The sequence below is a fragment of the Frigoribacterium sp. AC394 genome (genome assembly GCF_979258095.1).
This window is the reverse complement of sequence record NZ_OZ409834.1, coordinates 1,633,145-1,652,289: the sequence shown is the minus strand read 5'-3', so window position 1 is coordinate 1,652,289 and position 19,145 is coordinate 1,633,145. Positions and strand designations below refer to the sequence as shown.

The following is a 19,145-nucleotide window of genomic DNA, read 5'->3' as shown; positions in this document are numbered from 1 at the left end:
TACCGTGTCGGGGTGATCGACTTCGACCGGCTCCGCCGATGGCCCGACGTCGAGGCGCCCGAGCTGCTGGCCCACGACGCCACCGACCGCCTGCTGCTCGACACCGCCGAGGAGGCGCTGGTCGCCCATCCCGACCGCGTCACGGTGATCGGCGATCGCTACGGCGCCCTCGCCCTCGGCGCAGCCGACCTCGTCGGCGCGCATCCGATCCGCTCGCACCAGGACGGCCGTTCGGGCGAACTGGCGCTCGCCGCCAACACCGAGAGACTGGGGTCGTCGGCCGTCGTCGTCGGGCACGCGCTCGACGCCGCGCTGGTCGACGGCGCCCGGGTCGTCCTGCTGCAGCTGCCCCGGGGGCTCGACGCCCTCGACGAGATCGCGGCGCTCGTGGCCCGGCACGCCGACCCCGACGTCCAGGTCTTCGCCGGGGGGCGCGTCAAGCACATGACCACCGCGATGAACGACGTCCTCGCACGACGCTTCGCATCGGTGACGGCGGGGCTGGCACGACAGAAGTCGCGTGTCGTCACCGCGTCCGGGCCGGTCCGAGGAGGCGCACCCGACTGGCCGCGCACCTCCCGCCACGGTGATCTGGTCGTCGTCGCCCACGGCGCCGCGTTCGCCGGATCCACCGTCGACATCGGCACGCGGGCGCTGCTCGAGGCGCTCCGAGGGGCGGAGCCCGGAACCGCGCCGGCGCACGAGACCCCGCTCGCGGTCGATCTCGGCTGCGGAACGGGCGTGCTCGCCACCTCGTGGGCGCGCGACCACCCCGGCTGGCGGGTGATCGCCACCGACCAGTCGTGGGCCGCCGTGTCGTCGGCGGAGGCGACGGCCGCCGCCAACGGGGTCGCCGACCGGGTGGAGGTGCGGCGCGACGACGCCGGTTCGTCGATACCCGACGGGTCGGCCGATCTGGTGCTGCTCAATCCGCCGTTCCACGTCGGGGCGACGGTGCATGCCGGCATCGCGCACAAGCTGTTCGACGCCGCGGCGCGCATGCTCGCCCCCGGCGGCGAGCTCTGGTGCGTGTGGAACTCGCCGCTCGCCTACCGGGGTGCGCTCGAGCGCATCGTGGGCCCCACGCGGCAGGTCGCCCGCACCGCCAAGTTCACGGTGACGGTCTCCGTCCGACGCTGAGGTCGGCTCGAGCCGGCCTAGAGGTTCAGCGCCGCGTCGATGTAGGCCAGCAGGGCGGCGGCGTAGGCGTCCTCGGGGTCGGCGGCCCGGAAGACGCGCTCTCCGCCCGACGAGTCGACCCGGACCTCGTAGACGATCCGCTCGGCTGTCGGGCCCACCTCGTCGCCGCGACCGTCGCCGTCACCGTCGGCCGAGGAGGCGCGGGTCAACGAGCGGAACGACCGCGCCAGCAGGGCCCTCAGCTGGTCCTCCCGAGGCAGCCAGAGCGACTGGTCGGCGGCGACGGAGTCGAGCGCCCACTCGGTCGTCCCGTTGAAGCCGAGGACGGTGCCCGTCGGGTACTCGTGAGCCTCGATGGTCATCTCGCTGATGGTGAAGACGTCGCCGACGAACTCGCCTCGATCGATGACGAACCGGTCGCCGGTGGTCGGATGCCAGCGCAGCCCGGCGTCGTGGAGTCGGCGGGCCAGAGTCACATCGAGCATCGTCCCAGTGTGCGCTCGCCCGGCCCGATGCGGCCCGACATGCCTCGGGTGCCGGTCGGCCCCGCGTCGCCTCGAGCGGGCGACGCGGAGCCGGCCGGTTCGATCAGCCCTCGGCCGGCCCGAACCGGATCGGGTCGAGCGCGTCGTCGGCATGACCCGCGGCCCGCTGCGTGAAGACGAGCGTGTAGACGTGCTCGGGGCCGAACCGCCGGGTGAACGACCAGTCGCCGTTCCGGTCGGCCGTGGGGGTCGCGAGCTGCACCCCGGAGGCCGTCGAGACGTCGATCGTCGCGAACGGCGTCGCGCGTCCGGCGAACCTCACGTCGACGTTCCTGTCGTAACCGTCGTCGACCACCGGAGAGTCGATGGTCATGCGCTGCCAGACGGGTGCGAGGAGGGTGACACGCGTCTCGTCGATCTCGCCCGCGCTGTCCTGCTGCACGGTGAGGATGTAGTCGCTCCGCGGCCCGAGCTCGCGCTCGATGCTCCAGCGGCCGTCGAGATCGACCTCCGAGGTGCCCATCGCCGCACCCCACTGGTTCGTGACCCGCACGGTGGCGCCGGGCGTGCCCGTGCCGCCGAGCGTGACGGGACCCGGGCGGTAGGTCTCGCCGTCGTCGTGGCTGGTCACGGCGACCGGCCGCAGGGCGATGTCGGGCGCCCAGACGAACCGCAGCGCGTCGCCCTGGTCGGTCGTCGCCGCCTGCTCGATCGTCAGCGTGTACGTCCGGACGGGGCCGTACGCCCGGGTGTTCGACCAGGTGCCGTCCGCGGCGACCGGCGCCTGGAACAGCACCGAGCCGAGGTCGGTCGTCACCGTCACGGTCGAGTGCGGAGTCGCGACTCCGCGGAACTCGGTCCGCGCGCCCGGCTCGTAACGGTCGCCGACCTCGGGGCTGAGCAGCTGCAGGGCCCGCCAGGCCGGCGGGTTCAGCACGAGCTCGACGGTGTTCGTCTCCGATCCGCGGGTCTGGACGACGGTCAGCGCGTACGAGGCTCGCGGCCCCATGTCGCGACGGACCGACCAGCGTCCGTCGGTGCCGACGGTCGTGGTGCCCATGGAGACGCCCCACTGGTTCGTGATGGCGATCGTCGCCCGGGGTGTGCCCGCGCCGGCCAGCGTCACGGGACCCGGCACGTACTCGCCGCCGTCCACGTGGCTGGTCACGGTCGCCGGCACCCACCCGATGATGGGCGTCAGGCGCAGTCGGACCTGGTCGGGCTGCCCGTCGGGCGCCGTCTGCGAGATCCGCACGTCGTAGTCGGCCACCGGACCGAGCTCGGCCGGCGCGCTCCATTCGCCGGTGGTCTGCGACGCCCGCGTGGCGAAGAGGCGTCGATCCCACTGGTTGGTCGCCGTCACCCACGCCCCGGGGGTCGCGACGCCGCTGAAGGTCGTGACGCCCGGCACGTAGCTGTCGTTCGCCGCGTGGCTGGTGACCTCGAGCGCTCGGAACGAGCCCAGGGGCAGCAGGGTGAACTCGGCCGACGCCGAGGTGCGGCCGTCGACCAGGGTCTGCGTCGCGGTCAGCCGGTAGGCGGCCGTCGGACCCCACGCGCGCTCGAACGACCAGGCACCGTCGGCGTCCGCCACGGCGCGACCGGCCTCGTTCGTCCACTGGTTGCGGACCACGACGCGGGCGTACGGCGTCGCCGTCCCGGAGAGGGCGGTGGCTTCGCCGCTGCGGTACCAGCCGTCGGCCGGTCCGTCCACGACGACCGGCGACAGCTCCTGTCGGGCGTCCGCGACGACCCGCACCCGGTCGGCCGATCGGACGTCTCCCCGTGCCCGCTGGGCGACCTCGATGGTGGTCTCGTCGTGCGACGGCGGCAGCTCGACCTCGACGGACCACTCGCCGTCCACGACGGCCGCGGACTCGGTACGGCCGTCGACCTCGACGGTGACCTCGGCTCCGGCCGCACCGGTGCCCGACACGGTCGTCACGCCGGGGACGACCTGGCCCGAGACGGGCGCGACCAGGTCGACCGCCGGTCCGAAGTCGACCTCGGCGCTCGTGCGGCCGGCGGGTGCGCCGTCGATGCTCTGCACGACGTCGAGCACGTGCCTGCCGGGACCGAGGTCGGGGTCGATCTCGAGCGCCCAGGCCTCGTCGACGACCTCGGTCGTCCCGAGAGGGGCGTCGTCGACGCTCACCTCGATGCGAGCCCCCTCGTGGCCCGCGCCCGACACCACCGCGGGCTCGTCGAGCGCGTCGGGCAGCGTCACCTCGGCCGTCACCTCGCGGGGCGGCACCGTGATGGTGGTCGGCGTCGAGCCGACGGCTCGGAAGTCGCTCGGAGCACCCGTCCCCGAGAATCCGAAGCCGAGCGAACCCGCCGCGGCGGACGCGGACGCCGGCGTGGCGACGTCGACCGTCCACCGGACCTCGCTCCCGGAGGGCAGCGCCTCGGCGGCATCACGCCAGTGGAGATCGTAGGAGGCGCGGCGACCGTCGGCCGCGATCGTCCCGTCGACGAGATCCAGCCTGGTGTCGGGCGCCCACGTCCCGTCGGCGCCGCGACGTTCGGCCGCCAGCGTCGTCTGGCCCGCCGAGAGGGTCGTGCCGGTCGGCGCGGTGATCTCGGCCACGCCCTCGAGGCGGGCGAAGTCGTCGATCGTCGTGACTCCGAGGAGCACGCCGGTGTCGGATCCGCGCTCGAGGTCGACGGTGGGGCCTGCCGCCGGGAGGATGCGGCCGCCGTCGACGACGTCGGCGTCGAGGGCGACCGCGTCGACGACCTCGCCGGCCACGACCTGCTCGATCCGGAGCTCGTTGTGCCCGATGGCGAGTCGCGTCGCGGTGATCCGGAAGGTCCCGTCCTCTCGGACGTCGGCCCGCACGGCACCGACCCGCACGGAGGCGAACGAGGTGGCCGTTCCCGTGATGACGGCCGTGCGGGCGATGTCGTTCACCTGGACCAGCTCGGCCTCGAGTGGGCGGCGATCGAACCGTCGGTCGGCGAGGGGCGCCGCCGGTGCCGTCAGCGCGGGTCGGAGGCCCGTGTTGGGCCACACCGACGGGTCGGCCGCCTGGACCGCGCCGAGTCCGACGTCGCCCGACGAGGGCCGCACCTGACCCTCGCGCGTCACCAGCCAGAGCCCCGCGGGGTCGTCGCAGGCGCCGGGCGCGGCGACGAGCGTGAGCGCGTCGGATCCGACCGGCAGGGACGTCAGGCACGCGTCGCCGGTGGGCAGGGTGACCGGAGCCGCCGCCGCGCCGGGCTCGGGCAGGGCCACGCGCGTGGCGGTCGTGAGCGCATCGGCCAGCTCCGCGTGCCGGGTGGCGCGGAACGAGTACCGACCGTCGTCGGCGGGTTCGGGGCTCTCGCGGTAGGCCACGTAGCCGCCGTCGGCCGAACGGAACGCCAGCGGGGTCGTGAACGGATTCGGGGTGGCGGATGACGCCACCGCCGGCGGCGTGAGGACCCCGCCGAGCAGGACGGCGGCGAGAGCGAGAGCGCCCGCCGCCTGAGGGAGTCGTTTCATGTGCTGGTCGTCTTTCTGGTCGTCGGAGGATCCCGATCGAGGATCACGACTCTCATTAATGACACATGTCATCGGAATAAGCGACACGGATGACATGCCGGAGGGGCGCCGCCGTCGGCGGCGCCCCTCCGGGTGGTGCCTGTCATGCCGTTCCGCGGCTCAGTCCGTCGGAGCGATCCGGTTCTCGTCGCCGTCGTCGACGACCTCGGGCTCGGCGCCGCCGTGCTCGACGACGTTGCCGTTCCCGCCGAATGCGACGTGTGCGACCTCCGCGACGACGACGGTGTTCCGGTCGCCCTCGAGCACGAGGCGCTCGACCTGGCCGAGGACGATGTCGCCGTCCACCCCGACGACGCTCACGGTCGAGCAGTCGCCGAGTTCGAAGCGTCCGTCGAGGTCGTCGGCGAGGATGGTGGCCACCCCGTCGACGCACTCTCCGTAGACGGTCTGGCTCGCCTCCGTCGTCGCCACGGCCGGTGTCGGTGTCGACGGGTCGACGTCGGGATCGTCGTCACCGGCGGTGCATCCGGTCAAGAGCACCGCCGCCCCGAGGGCCGCGAGGAGTCGCAGGGATCGCGTCGGTCGTCTGGTCATGGTGTTCCTCTCGTCGAACGTCTCGTCTGTCGTGGCGGACCGGGTGGCCCGCATCAGGAGGCGCCCGCCTCGTCGGCCGGTGCGAACGTGAACCGCGGGTACCCGCCGGTCTCTCCCGCGAGCGTCTCCTGCGTGAGGTCGATCACGTAGACGTGCGTGGGGCCGAAGCGCCGGGTGTGAGCCCACCGACCGTCGCGGTCCGCCGTGGTCTCGAAGAGCGGATTGCCGAGGGAGGTCGTCGCGCGGATGGTGGCGAACGGCGTCGCCCGGCCCGTCATCGTGTAGTCGCGACCCTCGACGTATCCCTCGCCGGGGCTCGGGGCGGTCAGCTCGATGTCGCTGAACCGGGGAGCCCGGAGCTCGAACCCCGCGATCTCGTCCTGTCGTCCGTCCTTCGTCATGACCAGGCGCAGCACGTAGTCCGCGGTCGGTCCGAGGGTCCGGCGCATCGACCAGGTCCCGTCGCCGCCGACCTCGGGGCGGCCCATCAGGGTCCCCCACTGGTTCGTGATCTCGACCACGGCACCGGGGGCTCCCGTCCCGCGCAGCTCGATCTCGCCCGGCCGGTAGGTCTCACCGGAGACGTGACTGGTCACGGCGAGCGGTGCCCACGGGAGGTCCGGAGCCCAGACGAAGGTGTCGAGGGAGTCGGTGCGGCCGTTCCGCGCCACCTGGGAGATGTCGATCCGGTACACGTTGTCCGGGCCGTAGACCCGCGTGTTCCGCCAGACGCCGTCGGCTCCCGTCTCGACCGAGAAGAGGGTCCCGCCGAGCGCGGTGGTGGCCGTGATGGTCGAGAAGGGGGTGGCCCGGCCGGTGAACTCGGTCGGTTCGCCCGGCGTGTAGCGGTCGCCGATCGACGGGCTGGTCATGGTGATCGGCTGCCAGACGGGGGCGAGCAGGCGCAGTCGCACCGAGTCCTCCTCGTCACGGAACCGCTGGGTGAACGTCAGGTCGTAATCGGCGTCCGGTCCGAGATCGCGCCGGAACGACCAGCTGCCGTCCGTGGCGATCGTGGTCTCGCCGACGACGACGCCGAACTGGTTCGTCGCGACGACGCGTCCGGTCGGCGTGCCCGTGCCGGTGAACAGCACGGGGCCCGGCCGGTACGTCTCACCGTCGACATGGCTGGTCACCGCCAGGTCGCGGAACGGCAGGTCGGGCGAGAGGGTCAGCCTGGTCTGCCCCGTCGTGTCGTCGGGGGCCTTCTGGGTGACGGTGATCTCGTACGTCGCGACGGGTCCGAGCCCGGTCGAGGCCGTCCAGACGCCGGCCACCTGGGAGGCGCGGGTCGAGAACAGCAGGCGATCGTACTGATTGCGCGCCTCGATGTAGGCGCCCTGCGTCGCACGGCCGGTGAAGGTCACGCTGCCGGGCACGTAGGTGCCGCCGTCTTCATGGCTGGTCACGACGACGGGCACGAACGAGCCGTCGGCGTACAGCTCGAAGACGGGGGAGGACGACGTCCTGCCGTCGACCAGCGTCTGCGTGGCCGTCAGCTCGTACCGGGCGGAGGGCCCGAACGCCCGGTCGAAGGCCCATCGGCCGTCGACGTCGGCCTCGACCGTGGCGATGGCGAAGCCCCACTGGGTGCGGATCTCGACGGTCGAGTACGGCGTGGCCGTCCCCTCGACCGTGGTGCCCTCGAGCGGCGCGTAGAAGTGCGACGACGGTTCGGTGATGACCACCTCGCGGAGCTCCTGCGGGGCGTCCGGCACGACCTGCGCGGTGTCGGTGGTGACGATGTCGCCGCGGGCGTGCTGCGACGCGGTCACGGCGACGGCGGTGTGTCCGGGGCGGATCTCGACCCGCGCCTCCCAGGCTCCGTCCGCCGTGACGGTCGTGTCGACCGTGGTGCCCGCCGCGGTGACGGTGATCTCGGCTCGGGGTGCGCCCGTGCCCCGCACGGTCGTCCGGCCGGGGACGATCTTGCCGTTCGCCGGTTCGACCACGTCGACGGCCGCGCCGAGGTCGAGCGCGGCCTCGACACTGCCGAACGGGCGTCCGTCGACCGACTGCGAGGCCGTGAGGGTGTGACGGCCGGGTCCGATCGAGACGGGGACGTCGAGCGACCAGCGACCGTCGACGACGCGCGCCTCACCGAGCACGGCGTCGCCCTCGCGGACGGTCACCGTGCCTCCGTCGTCGCCGACGCCGCCGATGGTGGCGGGTCGTGTGACGTCGTCGAGCAGGGTGATCTCGGCGGTCAGGGTGGGCACGGCCTCGTCGACCACGACCTGGAACGCCCCTTCGGCCAGCGTGGCACCGCCGGTGCCGCGGACGGCGACCTCGCCGCCCGTCAGCACGGTCCCGGGCTCGGAGTCGGCGTCGAGGGTCAGACGGAACGCGGCGTACTGGTGCGCGGAGCCCCAGACCGCGGAGCCGTCGGTCGGCCCGTCGATCGTGACCGTGCGTCGATCGTTCGAGTAGGCGACGCGGTGGTCGTCGCGGGCCGTGTCGTCGGAGGTGCGCCGGGCCTCGGCGTCGGCGAAGCGGGTGCTCTCGGGGGCGGTCAGCGTCATCGCCCCCTGCACCTCGGTCGCCTGGACGTCGCTGCGTCCCCAGTCCGTGGTGCCGCCGGGCGTGCTGGCCCCGACGCGGGTGTCGATGGCCGACGAGCCCACGACGGTCGTCGCGGTGCTGCCGGCGGCCCGGTAGTCGCCAGCCGAGCTGTCGCCGCGGTACACGTAGCTCATGCTCGACTCGAGGGGAGCCGAGGAGGCGGGGGTCGTCACGGACAGCCCGTAGCGGTAGTACTGACCCGCGGCCAGAGTCCCCGAGCCGCTGGCCAGATCGAAGGTCATCGTCCGGCCGCCGTCTCCGACCCGGCCGTTCGTGAGGTCGAGACGGGGGAGCGGGGTCCAGGTCGAGCCCTCGCCGGCGGTGTTCACGCCTGCGGTGACGCGTGTCTGCCCCGGTGTGAAGGTCGACCCCTCGGGGGCCGTCAGCTCGACGACGCCCGTCATGCTCGCTCGGGCGGCTCGGTTCGAGACGATGAAGGGCACCTCGGTCTCGCCGCCCCGCGCCAGCTCGACGCGCGAGACCGGCGCCGGCACCACTCGCCCGCCCTCGACGATGTCGATGCGTGCCGTCTGGGTGTCCCGATCGACGCCTCCGACTCGCTGGATCACATCGATGTTGTTGGCCCCTACCGCGAGATCACGGACATCGAGCGACCAGATGCCGGTCGTCGGGTCCGCGGTCGTCGTCCGACCCTGAGCTCGGACCTGGGCGTTCTTCGTCGCCGTACCCGACAGGACGGCTGTGCGGGCGATGTCGTTCACGCGGTCGACGCGCACGACGAGCGGGTCGGCCTCGAATCGGCTGCCTCCGAGCGGATAGCCTCCGGCGGAGAGGAGAGGGCGCAGACCGGTGAACGGCCAGTATCCCGTCTGAGCTGGCTGGGTCGGCCCCATGCCCGTGGAGCCGAAGAACGAGATGACGCGGCCATCCCGCGTGACGGACCAGGTGTAGCCGTACCCGCCGCAGTAGGCCTTCGATGCGACGAGGGTGCGACCCGGCCCCGCCCCATCGAGGGTGGTAAGGCATTCACCGCCGGCGAGTTTGACGATGGCGTCGCCGGCGCCGGGGTCCGGCAGAGAGACCGAGACGGCCGACCCAGCGGCTTGAGAGTAGGTCGCGTGGGTCGTCGCGCGGAAGCTCCGCATTTCGATGTCGCCGACAGGTGGCCCGGGGGAGTAAGCGATGTAACCGCCCGTGGGATTCTGGAAGACCAATGGTGAACTGAACGAGGTGGGCGCAGGCGCTGCTGACGCGGGGAGGGTCATGCCCCCGGCGAGGAGTGCTGCGACGACCCCGCCGGTCAGCAGTCTCCGGATGGTTCTTCTCATGTGATCGCTTTCGTGAGGCGCCGTCGGACGCGGCGCAGCAGATGACATGCTTACTTAAAACATCTGTAATTCCAAACAGAGGACCGCTTGTGTTTCGAGCGCCCGCGCGTAAACTTGAGTCCGTCCCACTCAAGTTTCGAGAAAGGCTGTTCCATGGCGAACATGCAGGGTGCCCCGGCCTCCGACCAGAAGCAGAAGTCGGCTCTCGAGAAGTACGGCGTCGATCTCACCGCGATCGCCCGCAGCGGCAAGCTCGACCCCGTCATCGGTCGCGATTCCGAGATCCGCCGCATCAGCCAGGTCCTGACCCGCCGTACCAAGAACAACCCCGTGCTGATCGGCGAGCCCGGTGTCGGCAAGACCGCCGTCGTCGAGGGTCTCGCCCAGCGCATCGTCGCCGGCGACGTCGCCGACAGTCTCAAAGACAAACGGCTCATCAGCCTCGACCTGGCCGCACTCGTGGCCGGCGCCAAGTACCGGGGCGAGTTCGAGGAGCGCTTGAAGGACGTCCTCAAGGAGATCACCAAGAGCGACGGCCAGGTGATCACGTTCATCGACGAGCTGCACACGCTGATGGGCGCCGGCGGCGGTGAGGGCTCCGTCGCCGCCTCGAACATGCTCAAGCCGATGCTCGCCCGGGGCGAAGCTCCGTCTGATCGGCGCCACCACCCTCGACGAGTACCGCCAGTACATCGAGAAGGACGCCGCGCTCGAGCGCCGGTTCCAGCAGGTCTACGTCGGCGAGCCGAGCGTGGAGGACACCGTGGCCATCCTGCGTGGCCTCAAAGAGCGCTACGAGGCGCATCACGGTGTCACGATCACCGACGGCGCCCTCGTGGCGGCCGCCTCCCTGTCGAACCGCTACATCCCCAGTCGCCAGCTGCCCGACAAGGCCATCGACCTCGTCGACGAGGCGGGCTCGCGACTCAAGATGGAGATCGACTCGTCGCCGGTCGAGCTCGACCAGCTCTACCGGGGCCTGGTGCGCCTCCAGATCGAAGAGCTAGCCCTCAAGAAGGAGACCGACGACGCGGCGAAGGCCCGACTCGCCGCCCTGCGGGAGCAGATCGAGCAGCAGCAGGCCGCCTACGACGATCTGAACGAGCGCTGGCAGGCCGAGAAGGCGGCCCTGCAGGGCATCGGCACCCTCCGCAGCGACCTCAACGAGGCGCGCATCGACGCCGACCGCGCGCTCCGCGAGGGGCGCTACGAGGACGCCGCCCGCATCAGCTACGAACGCATCCCCGACATCGAGAAGAGACTGCACGACGCCGAGTCGTTCGAGAAGTCCGGCGACCGCCTGGTCAGCGACTCGGTCACCGACTCCGACATCGCCGAGGTCGTCGCGGCCTGGACGGGCATCCCGGTGGGGCGCCTCCTCAGCGGCGAGACCGAGAAGCTGCTGCACCTCGAGAGCGAGCTCGGGAGGCGCATCATCGGTCAACGCGCGGCCGTCTCGGCGGTCAGCGAGGCCGTCCGGCGCACCCGCGCGGGCATCAGCGACCCCGACCGCCCCACGGGCTCGTTCCTGTTCCTCGGGCCGACCGGCGTCGGCAAGACCGAGCTCGCCAAGGCGCTCGCCGACTTCCTCTTCGACGACGAGAAGGCCCTCGTCCGCATCGACATGAGCGAGTACGGCGAGAAGCACAGCGTGTCCCGTCTCGTGGGCGCGCCTCCCGGGTACGTCGGGTACGAGGCCGGCGGTCAGCTGACCGAGGCCGTCCGCCGCCGTCCGTACAGCATCGTGCTGATGGACGAGGTCGAGAAGGCGCACCCCGAGGTCTTCGACGTGCTGCTGCAGGTGCTCGACGACGGCCGCCTGACCGACGGCCAGGGTCGCACGGTCGACTTCCGGAACACGATCCTCGTGCTGACGTCGAACCTCGGGTCGCAGGTCATCACCGATCCGACCCTGAGCGACCCCGAGAAGGAGGAGCTCGTGCAGGGGCTCGTGCGGCAGGCCTTCAAGCCCGAGTTCGTGAACCGTCTCGACGACATCGTGGTGTTCTCGACGCTCACCGCCGACGACCTCGGGCAGATCGTGTCGCTCTACGTCGACCGTCTCGGCCGCCGCCTGACCGATCGTCGCCTGTCGCTGGCGGTCACCCCCGACGCCCGCGCCTGGCTCGCGGAGCGCGGGCACGACCCGATCTACGGTGCACGACCGCTGCGCCGGCTGATGCAGCGGCAGATCGACGACGCGCTCGCGATGGCGCTGCTCGGCGGCGACATCCTCGACGGCGACACCGTCCGCGTCGAGGTCGCTCCTGGAGGCGATGCGCTCACGGTCGCCCGGTTCGACGTGGTCGAACCCGAGGCCGACGTGCTCGACGACCTGCCCTAGACCCGAACCGCCCTGGCCCGTCGTGCTCTGGCCCGACCCGCCCTAGTCGGCTCGGGCCGCGGCCACGAAGGCGCGGATCAGCCCGACGTCCTTCACCCCGCGAGACGACTCGACGCCCGAGCTGACGTCGACCCCGGAGGGTCGCAGCTCGTCGATGCGGGCGGCGACGGTCTCGGGGGAGAGGCCGCCGGCCAGGATCCAGTCGCGGTGCGGCGGAGCGGCCAGCAGGGGGGCGCCGTCGAAGGCGGCGCCGGCTCCGGGGGCGAGCGCATCGATGAGCAGTGCGTCTTCACGGAACCCGCGCCGCGCCTCCTCGGACTCGTCGCCGTACGCGTCCACGCTCACGGCTCGGATCACCCGGAACCCCGCGGCCTGCACCGTGGCCACGTCGCACGGCGACTCGTCTCCGTGCAGCTGCACGGTCGCGACCCCCGCGGCGCGGGCCAGCTCGACGACCTCCGCGACGGCCTGGCCGCGGAACACGCCCACCGTCTCGACCGTCGACGGCACCCGGCCGGCCAGCAGGCGTGCGGCGGACGGATGGAGGGTGCGCGGACTGCCCGAGGCCAGCACGAACCCCACCGCGTCGGCGCCCGCCTCGACGGAGGCGTCGACGGCCTCGTCGGTCGTGAGTCCGCAGATCTTCACCCAGGTGCGCATGACGGACAGTCTGCCCCGAGGCCGACCGCGAGGGTCACACCGGGAGGCGCGGTGCCGGGCTCGAGGCAGACTGTCCGTCGTACGCACCCTGGTCGTAGTACCCCGAGCCGTAGCCGTCGCTCGCCTTCTTCGAGCGGGTCATGGTGACGACGACGCCGAGGCAGCGGACGTCGGCGATGTCGAAGGCCCGGAGCGCGGCGGCGAGCTCGGCGCGCTTCGACCTCTTGGCGGCGGCGACCATCAGCACGCCGTTCGTGATGGCGCCCAGCAGCGTCGCGTCGGCGACCGGCAGCACCGGCGGTGCGTCGATCAGCACGTAGTCGAAGCGCGAGGTCAGCGACTCGACCAGCAGCTGCATCTGCGCCGATCCGAGCAGTTCGCTGGGGTTCGGCGGCACGCTGCCGGCGGGCAGGACGCTGAGTCCGTGCGCGCCCCACGGCTGCAGCACGTCGTCGAGCTCGAAGCGGCCGATCAGGACGTCGGTGAGGCCGACGGCCCCCTCGAGCCCCATGATGTCGGCCACGCGCGGGCGTCGGAGGTCGCCGTCGACGAGTGCCACCCGGGCTCCCGTCTCGGCCAGGACGACGGCGAGGTTGGTCACCGTCGTGGACTTGCCCTCCGACTGCTGGGCCGAGCTGACGACGAACGCTCGCTTCGATGCGCCGTTGTCGAGGAACCGGAGATTGGCGCGCAGGGTGCGGAAGGCCTCGGCGGCCCGACCGCGGTTGGCGTGCTGCACGATCAGCGGGCGCTCCGCGGTGTCGCGGACGAACGGGACCGAGCCGACGACCGGCGGGGCGAAGGACGCCTCGACGTCGGCCGCCCCGTGGATGCGGGTGTCGAGCACCATACGAGCGGCGGCCGCCACGAGGCCGAGGAGGAGGCCGAGGAGTCCGCCGATCACCGCGTTGGTCCGCAACGACGGCGACGAGCGGGTGGAGGGGATCTCGGCCGGCTCGGTGACCAGCAGGGTCACCGACGAGGCGTCGGAGCCGGCGGGGCGCTCGATCTCGTTCTCGACGACGTCCCGGAAGCGCTCGCTGACGGCGTCCGCGATGTCGCGGGCCCGGGTCGGATCGGGGTCGGTCGCGGTGATGTCGATCAGCACGCTGCGCGAAGGCGATGAGGCCGACACCTGCGTCGCGAGGGACTGGCGGGTCACTCCGAGGCGTTCGGCGACGGGCTCGAGCACCGTCGACTTCGTCACGAGGTCGAGATACGACCGGACGCGCTGCTCGGCGGCGTTGCCGCCCTGGAGGAGATCGTTCGCGCTCTGCGTCACGGTGAGGTCGACGGAGACGTAGACCTGCGTGGTCGAGGTGTACAGCGGCGGTTGGATCGAGGCGAGGCCGACGCCCCCGAAGGCGCCGAGCACGAGTGACGCGATCAGGAGGAGCCAGTTCTTCTTGGCCACGTCGCCGACGGTGGATGAGGTCACGGTTCTCCCTGAGCTGCGGATTGATATGTAGCATCCTATACACATCTGAGGATCGATCACAAGAGAGTGATGAGCCCTCAGATTGTTCTTGCTCATATCAACGTGATATTCTACTATGTCACTCATGTCCCCTTCTGGAAGCCTCGGCCTCTCACGTGCGATCGCCGCCCTCGCGGTCGCCATCGTCCTGGTGTGGTCGCTCCTCTCCGGGGTCCCGACCGGGGTGGGCGCCGAGACGCGCGTGTTCGGCCTGACCGTGGTCGTGGCGGTCGTCTGCACCGGTCTGCTCGTCCGGTCCGCCCCCCTGGGGCTCTGGAGCGGGGGGCCGATGTTCTTCGTCGTGCTCGTCCTCTTCCACGTGCCGCTCGCGGCGTTCGCCGTCACAGGGGCCGACATCCCGGGCGACGACGTGGACTACCTCTCGCTGTGGTTCATCCCGAACGAGCAGGTCCTCCGGGCCGTCTGGCTCGTGGCCCAGGCTCTGCTCGCCTTCACTCTCGGCTACGTCCTGCTCGGACGTCGGCGACCGACCGGCTCCGCCCCCGCCGTGCGGGTGATCGACGACGAGGCGGCGCGGGCGCGTGCGCAGACGGAGGCCGCCATGACCCTCACCGGCACGGTCGTCGTGGTCGTGACGGTCCTCTACGTCCTCGGCACGATCGCCGTCGTCGAGCCCGGGCTGCTGCTCGGGCAGGGGGGCAAGCGGCTGTACGACGCGACCGTCGCGGCCAACCCGTCGCTCACCGCCGGGATCACCTTCACCCTGTCGGGCATGTCGCTCGTCGTCGCGGGCCGCAGGTCGTCCGTCCGGACGGTCGGGCTGGTGTTCTTCGGGGTCTTCGCCGCCAGCACTCTGGTGATGGGGTCGCGGTCGTCCGCGCTCTACGCCCTGGTCGGCGTCGTCGTCGTCCTCGCGCGCCTCCGGCCGATGCCGCGACAGGTCATCGCGGTGCTGGTGGTCGTGACGGGGCTCGTCGTCGTCAGCAGCGTCGAGCGGATCCGCGACAACGGCCTCGCCGACACGAGCGTCGGCCAGATGCTCGGCTCCCCCCTCGCAGCCACGGTCGAGATGGGCGCGACCCTGAGACCCGTCGTCGAGACCGTCTCGTGGATCGATCAGGGTGAGCCCCACCGTCACGGCATGACCTTCGCGGTCGGCACCATCCGCTTCGTCGAGCTGCTCGCCGGGGTCGACCGTGAGCATTCGGCGGACGACCCGCGCCTCGTCGGCACACTGCTCCGCGACAGGGTGCAGCACTACGCGATCGGCTACTCGCTCGTGGCCGAGTCGTTCCTGAACTTCGGCACGACCGGTACGGCCCTCCTGTTCGTCGGTCTCGGGATGGTCTTCGGCCGGTGGGACCACCGGGGTCTCGGCCGTCCCGTGAACGCGGTGGTCTACGGCGTCGTCTTCTCGGCGCTGCTCGCCACGGTGCGGTCGTCCTCGACGACGACCGTCACCACGATCCTGCTCGGTCTCGCAGCCGTGGTCTTCTCGATCCAGCTCGGTTCGATCCGCCATCGATCCGCCAAGCGGGCCGTCCAGCAGGCGGCGGACCGTGCGGCGCGGCTCCCGCCGACGGCCTCGGAGCCCGTGCCTGCGGTGGCGGCGCCGTGACCGCCCGACCCTCGCGCGCCTCCTGGTCGGGCCCGGCGGTGGCCGCCGCCTCCGGGCTGGCGGGCAAGGGCGTCCAGTTCATCGCGCTGACCACCCTGGCGCTCGTCGTCTCGCCGGCGGAGTTCGGACTGTTCTCGCTCGTGCAGGCGACGGTCTTCGGCGTCGCGTCGCTGAGCAGCTCCGCCTTCGCCGTGTCGGCGGCGGCCTCGGCGGCCCGTCGTCGTACCGAGACGGAGGTCGCAGGAGGCGCGGCGAGGGAGTCCCCTCTCGTCGCCTTCGCCGAGGCCGTCCGCGGTCGCAAGCGCTGGCTCGGCGCCGTGGCGCTCGCCGACGGCGTCGTCGTCTCGGTCGGTCTCTCGGTCGTCTACGGGCATCCCGAGCTCGCGCTCGCCGCGTTCGCGGTGGGTCTCGCCGCCGGTGGCATCACGGTGACCGAGACCTTCGTCGGCGTGCTGGCGGGGTCGGGGCGCACCGTGTCGACCGCGGTCGTCGACGGCTCCCGGGGTCTCGTCTCGGGTCTTCTGGCCGTCGCCGGCGGGCTGTGGGCGGGGGCCCTCGGCGCGGCCGTCGGTCTCGTGCTGCTCGACGCCGTCGTCGCTCTCTGGGTCCTGGCGGCCGTCGCCCGGCGTTCCCGTCGGCCGGGTGTCGATGCGCTCCTCGGGTCGCGACCGGCGTCGTCCGCAGGGGTGACCGCGGCGTCGACCGGCGATCGAGGCGTGACGCTGACCGGGCTCGCCGCCGCCTCGGCGGGTCAGATCGGGCCGTGGGTCGTGCTGTGGGCGCTGCAGGTGGTCGGGGGACTCGAGGCCGTGGCGACCTTCGCCGTCGCCAACCGCTTCGCCGCACTGGTGCTGCTCGTGCCCGTCTATCTGGGCAAGAACATGGTCGGGCGTCTGGTGATCGACCCGCGGTCGGGTCGATCGCCCCTCCGTGCCGACCGCTTCGTCGCGATCGTCGGCGCGGTCTGCCTCGCCTGCGCGCTCGTCGCCGGGGTCGTGCAGTGGGGCGCCGCCGGGCTGCTGACCGACCGGTACCCGGGCGTCGTCGTGGCGGGCGTCGTCCTGCTGGCCGCCGCCGTCGTCCGCGGCGTGGCGACGGCCCTCTCGATGGTCTGCGCCGCTCGGGGGCACCTGCGCGTCTGGCTGGCGAGCGACCTCGTGGCGACGGCCGCGTCGGTCGCCGTCTGCCTCGTGGCCGTGTCGGCCCCCGGGGTGGGCGACCCGCAGCTGTGGCTGATGGCGTCGGTGCTCGTCGGCGCGGTCGTCTGCGCCCTCGTCAGGGCGGCGCGACTCGTCCGACGTCCGAGATCGGACCGAGGGCCCGTCACATATCTCTGAATATCTGTCAGCAATGTGATATTCTACAGAGCGGCTCAAGAAGACAGACGAAGGGGAGGCCGTGACGGTTCTCATCACCGGCGGCGCCGGATTCATCGGCAGCACCATCGCCTCGGCCTGTACCGACCGAGGGCACGATGTGATCGTGCTCGACGATCTGTCGACGGGTGTCGCTGCCTTCGCCGAGCGCCACCGCTTCTACCGGGGCGACATCGCCGACGCGGCCCTGATCGATCGGATCGCCCGCGAGAACCCCGACATCGACGTCGTCGTGCACTGCGCCGCCAAGATCGTCGTGCCCGACTCGGTCGCCGATCCGCTCGGCTACTTCGACTGCAACGTCGCCCGCACCGTCTCCCTCCTGACGAGCCTCACGCGCAACGGCCTCGATCGCGTCGTCTTCAGCTCGTCGGCGGCGATCTACGAGACGCCGATCGACGGCGTCGTGCACGAGGGGTCGCCGCTGGCGCCGCTCAGTCCCTACGCCGACACCAAGGCCGTCGTCGAGCGCGTGCTCGAGGCCGGCGCGACGGCCGGCGGCCTCCGGGCCGTCGCACTCCGCTACTTCAACCCCATCGGGGCCGATCCGGCGCTCCGCACCGGCCTCCAGCTGCCGACGCCGAGTCATGCGCTCGGCAGACTGGTCTCCGCCTGGCAGGCGGGGTCGCCGTTCACCGTCACCGGCGTCGACTGGCCGACCCGAGACGGTTCGGGGGTGCGCGACTACGTGCACGTCTGGGATCTCGCCGAGGCGCACGCCCTCGTCGTCGACCGGTTCGACGAGGTCGTCGACGCATCCAGGCCGTTCCGCGCACTCAATCTCGGCACCGGTCGGGGCACGACCGTCCTCGAGCTGGTCGAGGCCTTCGCACGCGTCGTCGGCGACGCCCCCCGGGTCGAGGTCGCGGGGCGGCGGGTCGGCGACACGGCCGGTGCCTTCGCCGACGTCGCGGCCGCCCGCGACCTTCTCGGCTGGGAGGCGCGCCTGACCGTCGACGACGGCATCGCCGACGCCCTGCGCTGGGCCGACGCCGCGCGGGCATCCGGCCTCCACGACACCACCGCGGTCACATCCTTCTGACCGTCCCGCCCCTTCGACAGGAGTCATCATCATGCGCGTCCTCCTCGACGCCGCCATCTTCGGCGCATCCCCCGAGTTCCGTGCTCGCAACCTGCAGGAGTCGGGCGAGTCGCTCCTCCTCGACGGTCTCGTCGCGGCCGGCATCGACGCGACCCCCGTGGCCCCCGGCCTGCACAACAGCTGGCGGGGCTACGACGTCGTGCATCTGAATCATCTGACCCGGTCGTGCGTGCGTCTGCTCGCCCCGACCCGGTCGAAGGTGGTCTTCACGCGGCACAAGACCGAGGCCCCCGCCTCGCGGCTGCAGCAGCGGGTGCTCGCCGGCGCGTATCGGCACAGCGACGCCCTGGTGGTGATGAGCGAGACCGAGCGCGCTCTCGTGCTCGACACCGTCGACGGGGTCGACCCCGCGCGGATGCACGTCATCGCGAACGGCGTCGAGCCCTCGCACTTCCCATCGCGCCTTCGTCGGCGACCGGCCGGGGGCGAGCCCTGGCGGTTCGTCTCGGTCGGGCAGCTGATCGAGCTCAAGCGGGTCGACCTCACGGTGCGGCTGATCGCCGACCTGCGCCGCGAAGGGGTCCCCGCCGTGCTCGACATCGTGTCGCAGCGCGAGACCCTCCGGCCCGAGCTCGAGCGGCTCGCAGCCGAGCTCGGGGTGGCCGACGCCGTGACCTTCGTCGGCCCGCAGACCCGTGCCGAGCTCGGGAGGCGCCTGCTCGACGCGCACTTCCTGGTCGTGGCGTCACGGACGGAGGCGCAGCCCACGGTCGTCACCGAGAGCGGCTTCTCGGGACTGCCGGTGATCTCGTTCCGGGTCGGCGGTGTCGTCGAGCAGCTGCCGGCCGCCCACCCCGTGCTCGAGGTCGCCGATGTCGGCAGTCTGCTGCCGCTGACGCTGGACCTGATGCGCGACTACGAGAACGTCGCGGCGGGCTTCGCCGACAACGCCGCCCCGATGCGCGAGCGCTTCTCGATCGAGCGGATGGTCGCGGCGCACATCGAGCTCTACCGCGGCCTGGCCGGCTGACGCGACCGGAGAGACCGAGGAGGCGCGACCTGTCTGACAGGTCGCGCCTCCTCGTCCGTGTGGTGCCGCCCGATCGGTCC

At 72.0% G+C, this 19,145-nt stretch carries 11 protein-coding genes and 1 pseudogene; 6 read left to right on the top strand and 6 right to left on the bottom strand.

Annotated elements, in window-relative coordinates; all coding sequences use genetic code 11:
- Window positions 1-12 precede the first annotated feature (12 nt).
- Complete coding sequence (locus ACZZY9_RS07570; RefSeq protein ID WP_463463632.1) at window positions 13-1,140, top strand: class I SAM-dependent methyltransferase; 1,128 nt, start codon at window positions 13-15, stop codon at window positions 1,138-1,140.
- A gap of 17 nt (window positions 1,141-1,157) precedes the next feature.
- Here the strand turns inward: ACZZY9_RS07570 and ACZZY9_RS07565 are convergent, their stop codons facing one another.
- The 4 genes from ACZZY9_RS07565 to ACZZY9_RS07550 form a co-directional block, all read right to left on the bottom strand.
- A complete protein-coding gene (locus ACZZY9_RS07565) occupies window positions 1,158-1,625 on the bottom strand; it encodes a pilus assembly protein CpaE (RefSeq protein ID WP_463463631.1) in 468 nt (155 codons plus the stop codon).
- A gap of 103 nt (window positions 1,626-1,728) precedes the next feature.
- Entirely contained in the window at window positions 1,729-5,112 is a 3,384-nt protein-coding gene (locus tag ACZZY9_RS07560) for an Ig-like domain-containing protein (protein WP_463463630.1), read from the bottom strand.
- A 159-nt stretch (window positions 5,113-5,271) separates the two neighbouring features.
- Window positions 5,272-5,706 carry a DUF3060 domain-containing protein gene (locus ACZZY9_RS07555; RefSeq protein WP_320478104.1) on the bottom strand — a complete coding sequence of 145 codons (435 nt, stop codon included), beginning with the start codon at window positions 5,704-5,706 and terminating at the stop codon, window positions 5,272-5,274.
- A 53-nt stretch (window positions 5,707-5,759) separates the two neighbouring features.
- A complete protein-coding gene (locus ACZZY9_RS07550; RefSeq protein WP_463463629.1) occupies window positions 5,760-9,557 on the bottom strand; it encodes a hypothetical protein in 3,798 nt (1,265 codons plus the stop codon).
- Between the two features lie 153 nt (window positions 9,558-9,710).
- On the opposite strand from ACZZY9_RS07550, the pseudogene ACZZY9_RS07545 reads away from it, so the two are divergent.
- Window positions 9,711-11,901 (top strand): annotated as a pseudogene (locus ACZZY9_RS07545) (ATP-dependent Clp protease ATP-binding subunit).
- A 42-nt stretch (window positions 11,902-11,943) separates the two neighbouring features.
- On the opposite strand, the gene ACZZY9_RS07540 reads toward ACZZY9_RS07545, so the two are convergent.
- Window positions 11,944-12,561 carry a phosphoribosylanthranilate isomerase gene (locus ACZZY9_RS07540; protein ID WP_463463628.1) on the bottom strand — a complete coding sequence of 206 codons (618 nt, stop codon included), beginning with the start codon at window positions 12,559-12,561 and terminating at the stop codon, window positions 11,944-11,946.
- 34 nt (window positions 12,562-12,595) lie between these two features.
- The gene (locus ACZZY9_RS07535) at window positions 12,596-13,999 is read right to left on the bottom strand and encodes a tyrosine-protein kinase domain-containing protein (protein WP_463463627.1); all 1,404 of its coding nucleotides are present in this window, start codon (window positions 13,997-13,999) and stop codon (window positions 12,596-12,598) included.
- 124 nt (window positions 14,000-14,123) lie between these two features.
- Here ACZZY9_RS07535 and wzy point away from each other — a divergent pair, with 124 nt between their 5' ends.
- From wzy to ACZZY9_RS07515, 4 genes are all read left to right on the top strand, one after another.
- A complete protein-coding gene (gene wzy, locus ACZZY9_RS07530; RefSeq protein ID WP_463463626.1) occupies window positions 14,124-15,617 on the top strand; it encodes an O-antigen polysaccharide polymerase Wzy in 1,494 nt (497 codons plus the stop codon).
- Window positions 15,614-16,954, top strand: coding sequence for a hypothetical protein (locus ACZZY9_RS07525; protein ID WP_463463625.1), 1,341 nt, complete (start codon window positions 15,614-15,616; stop codon window positions 16,952-16,954). The genes wzy and ACZZY9_RS07525 overlap by 4 nt, the downstream gene beginning before the upstream one ends.
- Before the next feature lie 61 nt (window positions 16,955-17,015).
- Window positions 17,016-18,035, top strand: coding sequence for a UDP-glucose 4-epimerase GalE (gene galE / locus ACZZY9_RS07520; RefSeq protein WP_463463624.1), 1,020 nt, complete (start codon window positions 17,016-17,018; stop codon window positions 18,033-18,035).
- Between the two features lie 31 nt (window positions 18,036-18,066).
- Complete coding sequence (locus ACZZY9_RS07515) at window positions 18,067-19,065, top strand: glycosyltransferase family 4 protein (protein ID WP_463463623.1); 999 nt, start codon at window positions 18,067-18,069, stop codon at window positions 19,063-19,065.
- The last annotated feature ends 80 nt before the right edge of the window (window positions 19,066-19,145 follow it).